Source organism: Oligoflexia bacterium (assembly GCA_034439615.1).
GTDB lineage: Bacteria > Bdellovibrionota > Bdellovibrionia > JABDDW01 > JABDDW01 > JAWXAT01.
In genome coordinates, this window is record JAWXAT010000008.1 from 94,172 (window position 1) to 100,619 (window position 6,448).

Below are 6,448 nucleotides of genomic sequence, written 5' to 3' on the forward strand. Positions count from 1 at the left end.
CATGGCATCTCGCATCTGGCACTTTAACGATATTTCTACGCTATCCTCCAAATACCCAGCTATCAAACAAGGCTGTTTGGTTGATACCAGCATACTTTTCGCCGCAACTTATGATCCTGATAAGTTCAATACAGACGCTGTCCAACTCTTTGATTATCTTGCGGAGCTACAAATCCCGCTATTTGCTAATGTAAACATTCGCGCTGAATTTCTTGATCAGCATCGAAGGGTCATGATCCCTGAAGGGTTGGCTTCGATGTTTGTCGAAGGCGGGAGCAAACTCGACCGGCCGCTTTACTTGAAATTGCAAAGTATAAACACCTCAATGGCTGAGGCTCGTAGAACGGGCGAAGCCTTTAAGTTCAATGAAGACCAAATCAAAAGGTGGCGCGAAGTTATACGACAATATTCACCTGGTCGGATTGATGGCTGGGAATATTTTTGCACACAATTCCTCAAGGGTTACATTGAACCAATTTGGGATGAAGCTGAAGAGGATCTCGGAATTCAATTTCTGTCCGTTAGAGAAGAAGATAAAGACGACTGGCTTCAGACAGAATTGAAGTGGGATGATGTTGCATCTTTGGTAGGCCGCTTTGGCTTTGGTTCATTTGACGCGATGATTGTGAACTTATTTGTGAACTCCAAGTTTGCAGCTATAATTACTGCTGACCGCGAGATTGCCTATGCAATTGAAAGTCTCGGACTAGAAGATAAATTTGCGATCATCCCGAAAGGACTATCGATTTAATAAAACGCTGCGTACGGAAGAACCGTCAGCGCCCTTACAATAATAACCTGTCTTTACGTTATGTGGAATAACCCGACGTTAAAGGCTTCCCCCGCCCACCGCTCCTGTTGAGCGTTATGGCGTACACGGAGGTCGACATGCGTCGGGATTTTCGGTATAACGATCCTGCAAACAGTGCACAAAGCACAGAGCTCTTTCACAACGAAATAGAACGAGAGTGGCTAACGACGGAAGAGGCTGCTTACCTTCTCTCGATCTCTGCCAATGCACTTAGAATTATGGTTCATAGAAATCAAATTCGAGTTTTTCGCTTTGGGAGAAGATTGAGATTTAAGGCTGACGATTGCCGAGCTCTAGTCCTTGAGAAAGGAGTCTAGAACAATGGCGATTCGCACCTATGAAGAGAATGGTAAGAAGCTTTATGAGGTCTACGTTAACGGAATAGATGCTAGTGGAGTTCGAATCCAACGGAAACGCAGGGGTATTGATACCTTAAGAAAAGCGCAGTCCATTGAATTTGAACTTAAGCGCGAGCTCGCAGTTTCGCGCGATGAGAAAAAAGCCCATTTGTGGCCCGACTGGTTTGATGTCTGCATGACTCGTATGAAGTACGATTGCAGACCCTCAACAATTATCAACTACACGTTGACGGTCGGAAAATGGGCTCATCCTCAGTGGAAGAATTTAGAACTTGGAGCCATTACAAAAGCTCAAGTCTATGAACTTGTCTTTGAGCAAAGCCCTGGGCTTAAAACGCCTAACGCCAAAAAAAACCTTCTCAAAATGGTGAAAAGGATTTTTCAAATGGCGATAGAGGAAGGAATTCTTGATCGCAATCCCTGCATAGGAATTACGATTAAAATTCCAGAGCTTGATCAGAAGGTTCTAACAAACGCAGAGGCTGAGATTTTTCTCAAAGAAGCAAAAGCTGTAAACCACAGATTTTATCCAATCTGGGTTATGGCGCTTCTCACTGGGTTACGCTCAGGAGAAATGTACGCCCTTCGATGGACGGACATTGATTTTGATGCGCGACTTATTTCTATAACGAGACAATGGACCTCAAAAGGCGGGTTTGGCCCAACAAAGTCGAGACTCAATCGTGTCGTACCTGTATCTGAGGATCTGCTGAAGTTTTTAAAAGAACTAAAACTTCAAAGAGCCAGTGAAGATGAATTTGTTCTCCCCCACTTAAGAGAGTGGACTGATGGAGAGCAAGCAAGGGTCACACGAGATTTTTGTGCGGCAGTTGGAGTTACACCTGTTAAGTTCCACGATCTCAGGGCTACTTTTATAACTAACTTACTGGCACGCGGAGAGTCCCTTGCCAGGGTTATGTCCGTTGTTGGACATAACGAGCTTAAGACCACAAACGGCTACCTTCGTAGGGCTGGTGTTGAGGTGGTAGGAGCTACCGAAAAGTTAGGGTATAAACTACCTGTTGAGAACGCGGGAGCGAAGGTTCTGAGCATTATAAAAGGCTCAGAGTCATGATTTCCGGTGACATGCTTCTTTTGGCTTCTTATGCTTCTTTTTGAAGTTGCAAAATGAATAATTACGCGAGGTTAAGTAAATTTACGTACACCCCGCCATTTATCTAAATCAGTTACATTTGCAAACATAGAAAACGGTTTTTTGAAGTCATATCGCAGACTTCCGTTTTCTATTCGTGGGTTCGATAGTACCAAATTCACTAATTCTCGTTTTTCATCAACAGTCATTGTCTTGAATAATGTTGGTGCTTGTCTGGCAAGTTCCATAAGCTGAACACCTTTATCAACGTAAGCTGCATTGGCTGTGCGAAGCGAAGCTATTTGAGACTCAACTTGAATAAGTTCTTTATTCAGGCGTTCATTTTGTAAAGACCAAAAATCAGTATCTATCTGGCCTTCTAATTTATCTTCATAGGTTTTGTTAATTTTATTTTGAACAGTTCGATAACGCCCCTCAAGTATTTGCAACTGCGATTGATGATATTCACGTTCTTGCTTGTGACTATCGAGTAGTGCTTGTTTTGTCCATTCAATGATGTGCTCAGGAATTTCAATTTGCGACAGTGCTTCACTAATCCAGGTATCAATTTTTTCTTGTCGAACGTAAGTTATGTCATTGCATTTATCTTTGCCAGAAGCGCAGTGATAATAAACATATTTCAGACCTGATTTTTTTCTTTTCTCTTGCGCCGTGATTGAACAGCCGCAGTGACCACATGTCATCGTATTAGTGAAAGCGAAATTGAACTTAGTAAGTTTAGAACGTTTAACAAAACCCATTTGAATTTGCACCCGATCAAAAAGTTCTTTTGAAACTAAGGGCTGATGCTTACCTTTGTAAAGTATGCCTTTCCATATGAAATCTCCGCTGTAAATTGGGTTCGATAGCACTCTTTGCATTTGGCTTTTACTGAGTTCGGATTTGGATCTGCTTGATCGTAAGCCTTCATTGAAAAGAAGTCGTTTTAGTTTTGAGAGTGAAAATTCCCCTTTGGAGGCTAAATCGAAAGCTCTGGCTATGATTGCAGCTTGTTTTGTATCTGGTTCAATCGTATGGTGTTGTCTATTATTCGCGTAGCCCAACGGAGCGCATGAAGGCCACAATCCCTGCGAGGCTTTCTGATTCATGCCTTTCTGTACTTCTTCTGACAAATTATCAGAATAGTTTTTTGCCATCAGAACTTTTATTCCATGAATTAACTTTTGATGTGATTTTGATTCTTTGGATAAAATTTCATTTTCTTTTGCTAAATGAATCGAAAGATGCGGCCAATCGGTTGGGTCTAATAGGTTATAATCTTTTAGATTACGATACAGTCGATCAGTTTTCTCAACAAGCAAGTGTTGAATTTCTGTATTTTCATTTAGAAATTTTATCATTGCTTTGAACTGAGTTCGTCCTGCAGATTTAGCCGACTCGGATTCCTCAAATATTTTAACAACAGAAAAGCCGCGCTGTATTGCATATTCATTCAAATACTTTTTTTGAGCGGGAATTGAAAATCCTTCCCGATCTTGTTCTTTCGATGAAACTCTAACATAAATAACTGCTTTATTTTTCATTAAGATTTAATGTCTCGCTTCCCAAATCATTTATTAAAAAAAGTCTATAGTTGTTGATCGGATGACGAATGCATTTAATTTGCCCAGTGGATGCCCATCGACGAATTGTGTCTGGATGTGCTGACATTTTTTTAGCAACGGCTTTCACAGTTAACCATTGATCTGCAAATTTCATAATCTCACCTAATGTTACTTTTTCTGTTTTATTCATAGCTTATGTCCTTTCAAAAAACGAACCTATTTTGTGTTGCGTGTCAAAAATTCTACAATATGGCAGAAACGGCTTAAAAATTGTGATTCATATTTAGTGTAAACGTTTTCTAAAGCTAAGAGGGCATCAGGATTTAACGTCATTGGTTCACCCTGATCAATCATGATTGTTTCATAAACATCTGGCGTTGATTCAAACATTGTTTGGTCAAATCCAAACTCACTTTTAACTCCTTTTTTCACTAGCCGCTGTTCAAATTTGGGAGGATTCAGCTTTTCTTTAAGGAATTCACTTTCAAAACGTATGCAGCGGCATAATCGAATATGCAGAATTGCCAATTGGCCGATTAAAGCTGATCTTGAAGGTGTGTCGTCACCAAACTCATCAGCAAAAAGATTGTATGCCTGTTCGTAGGTTATATCGTCCATTGATGTTGAGTACTTTTCAAATATACCGTGCTTAGTCGAGTTCTGACACGAAATTGCTTTTCCTTTGGCAGTTTTTACTCCTCCATTTTTTCCGTTGATAGGGCTTGTTTCTGATCGTTTGTCTAATGCATCCATGTTTTAACCTCCTGTGGTTTGATGAATGTTTCTATTTTGTTTTTAAAAAGTTGTGATGGCTGGATAGTCCAATTTTCAATCTTAAGTAGCTTTGAAAAATCACGATCAAAATTACGTGACTGATTCATTATTTTTTTTGCACTATAAAACCCGTCACGTTCGAGATTGTGTTTGAATGCAGCAAAGCGTTGAGATTGCTCTGTGTTAATAGGTAAATCAGTGAACCGTGCGTTTAATCCAACAAGTGCTTCAAAATGCAAACCCTCTGCAACCACTTTGGGAATGTCCATTATTGATCGTGACGGAAGTTTTGTTTTTCCTAGCCGGAGTTCAATGCGAGTGAATTGATCTGCTAGATTTTCTTTTTTTGCTTTGTCATAGATTTCAATTTTCTCATCACCTTTGCCAATAATTAAGCCCGTACGGCTTCCGCTTTCGTCTATAAAAGCAAGCGAACTTCTTTTGTTTTTAATATCTAACATTTGTGTTAATGAAGAAAATGAACATGCAAAATCAAGATTTAGATCAAGCCTTGATACTTTTGCATTTATCAGTGAATCGTTTGGTATAACTGAACTAACAAAAGTATAATAGTTTTGCCAAGTCATAAATTTATTTGGATTAGAAATCAGTCCTGTAATATCAGATTCGCCATAGCCAAGTTTTAAATGAATTTGATTTGAATCCGAACTGACAGCTAAATATGGCTTGCGATCTTTAAGAAATACACGCTTGATCGTATATCTGAATTGTTTTGCCAGCATCCGAATTTGATCAATGGGAATCGGTTCGACAAAATATGCATTGAGCTTATCAATTCCAGCACCGAGCACCTTTGGATGGCTGTTGATTGACGAAGGTTTCACCCTTAATACCCTGTCGTTTACATTTTTTAGAATCTTAAAAAAAGATGCCATTGATTGACGACAATCACATAATGTATTTAATTTGCAGATAGGGCATAGCTCCGTAACATTCATGGAGCCTAGTAAAGCATTGTTAAACTAAACGAACTTCACACCCCAATGACAGTAGTTGGGTATGAAATGGCATGCCCTATGCTAATTTCTTTGCTTGTAAGGTCAAACTGAAAGGATTCAAGTTGTTTCCAAATATCAAACTTTGAAAATTGATCTGGCTCTTTTGTTGGTGTATCGAGTAAATGTTCAACAAGATAATCACAAGCTCGAATAAACGGGTATTTTTCCTTTAGTTTCTTTACGTGGGGCTTGATAACATTGCGATAGCTTGATGCATCCGTAATCATTCCCTTCGCAACTAATATTTCTAATGTCAATTCAACCGGGGATTTGAATTTATTAAGAAGCAACTCTGGATAACCTTCCGGTAATCCCCAAGTCACATTAACCGCACGAATATAATCTTTGCGTTGGCTAATTTCATTCATTGTACTTATTATTTTAATGCATTCGAAAATTTCAGTATAGTAATAGTCAATTTTCCAGTAGCCGTATCGTCTTGGTTGGCGTTTTATTTGACCAGCTATGCTTTGCGAAATTTTTTCTAAAACTAAAATAGATTTTTTTCGTACGTTAGCATTATCACTTACTTGTCCAAATCGGCTTCTGGCAATAAGATCAGTTGTAATTAAGCATGCAAGATAGCGTGGACTTAATCTTACAAGTTCAGCAATTTTTTCTGAATCCGAAGTAATAAGACAAACGATTTCCTTAATAGCTAGTTTTGCTCTTACGCGTGGTAAAACGAATCGTTTAACAGAATCAGCAGACTTGCGAACAGCATTTTTAGCAAATTCGTCGTATTGATCACCGTATTTTGATTTGTTAAATGCAAGGGCAGGGTCCATCGACATTAGGAATTTTGAATTCTGTTGATCAATAATAGA

The 6,448-nt window shown here is 39.2% G+C and carries 7 protein-coding genes; 2 read left to right on the plus strand and 5 right to left on the minus strand.

Annotated elements, in window-relative coordinates:
• The first annotated feature begins 1 nt into the window (after position 1).
• Both SGI74_02310 and SGI74_02315 read left to right on the plus strand, forming a co-directional pair.
• Positions 2-751 carry a hypothetical protein gene (locus tag SGI74_02310; protein ID MDZ4676316.1) on the plus strand — a complete coding sequence of 250 codons (750 nt, stop codon included), beginning with the start codon at positions 2-4 and terminating at the stop codon, positions 749-751.
• 381 nt (positions 752-1,132) lie between these two features.
• Positions 1,133-2,245, plus strand: a complete 1,113-nt coding sequence (locus SGI74_02315; protein MDZ4676317.1) for a site-specific integrase — start codon at positions 1,133-1,135, stop codon at positions 2,243-2,245.
• A 71-nt stretch (positions 2,246-2,316) separates the two neighbouring features.
• Here SGI74_02315 and SGI74_02320 read toward each other — a convergent pair whose 3' ends face one another.
• From SGI74_02320 to SGI74_02340, 5 genes are all read right to left on the minus strand, one after another.
• Positions 2,317-3,807, minus strand: a complete 1,491-nt coding sequence (locus SGI74_02320) for a recombinase family protein (GenBank protein MDZ4676318.1) — start codon at positions 3,805-3,807, stop codon at positions 2,317-2,319.
• A complete protein-coding gene (locus tag SGI74_02325) occupies positions 3,797-4,018 on the minus strand; it encodes a hypothetical protein (GenBank protein MDZ4676319.1) in 222 nt (73 codons plus the stop codon). The genes SGI74_02320 and SGI74_02325 overlap by 11 nt, the downstream gene beginning before the upstream one ends.
• A 26-nt stretch (positions 4,019-4,044) precedes the next feature.
• Positions 4,045-4,581 carry a hypothetical protein gene (locus SGI74_02330; GenBank protein ID MDZ4676320.1) on the minus strand — a complete coding sequence of 179 codons (537 nt, stop codon included), beginning with the start codon at positions 4,579-4,581 and terminating at the stop codon, positions 4,045-4,047.
• Complete coding sequence (locus tag SGI74_02335; GenBank protein MDZ4676321.1) at positions 4,569-5,498, minus strand: hypothetical protein; 930 nt, start codon at positions 5,496-5,498, stop codon at positions 4,569-4,571. The genes SGI74_02330 and SGI74_02335 overlap by 13 nt, the downstream gene beginning before the upstream one ends.
• A 98-nt stretch (positions 5,499-5,596) precedes the next feature.
• A partial coding sequence (locus tag SGI74_02340; protein MDZ4676322.1) for a hypothetical protein occupies positions 5,597-6,448 on the minus strand: 852 nt, incomplete at its 5' end.

Excerpts from the sequence above, each read along its gene's own strand:
- SGI74_02310 (MDZ4676316.1), top strand. The coding sequence starts at position 2 with ATGGCATCTCGCATCTGGCACTTTAACGATATTTCTACGCTATCCTCC.
- SGI74_02315 (MDZ4676317.1), top strand. The coding sequence starts at position 1,133 with ATGGCGATTCGCACCTATGAAGAGAATGGTAAGAAGCTTTATGAGGTC.
- SGI74_02320 (MDZ4676318.1), bottom strand. The coding sequence starts at position 3,807 with ATGAAAAATAAAGCAGTTATTTATGTTAGAGTTTCATCGAAAGAACAA.
- SGI74_02325 (MDZ4676319.1), bottom strand. The coding sequence starts at position 4,018 with ATGAATAAAACAGAAAAAGTAACATTAGGTGAGATTATGAAATTTGCA.
- SGI74_02330 (MDZ4676320.1), bottom strand. The coding sequence starts at position 4,581 with ATGGATGCATTAGACAAACGATCAGAAACAAGCCCTATCAACGGAAAA.
- SGI74_02335 (MDZ4676321.1), bottom strand. The coding sequence starts at position 5,498 with ATGGCATCTTTTTTTAAGATTCTAAAAAATGTAAACGACAGGGTATTA.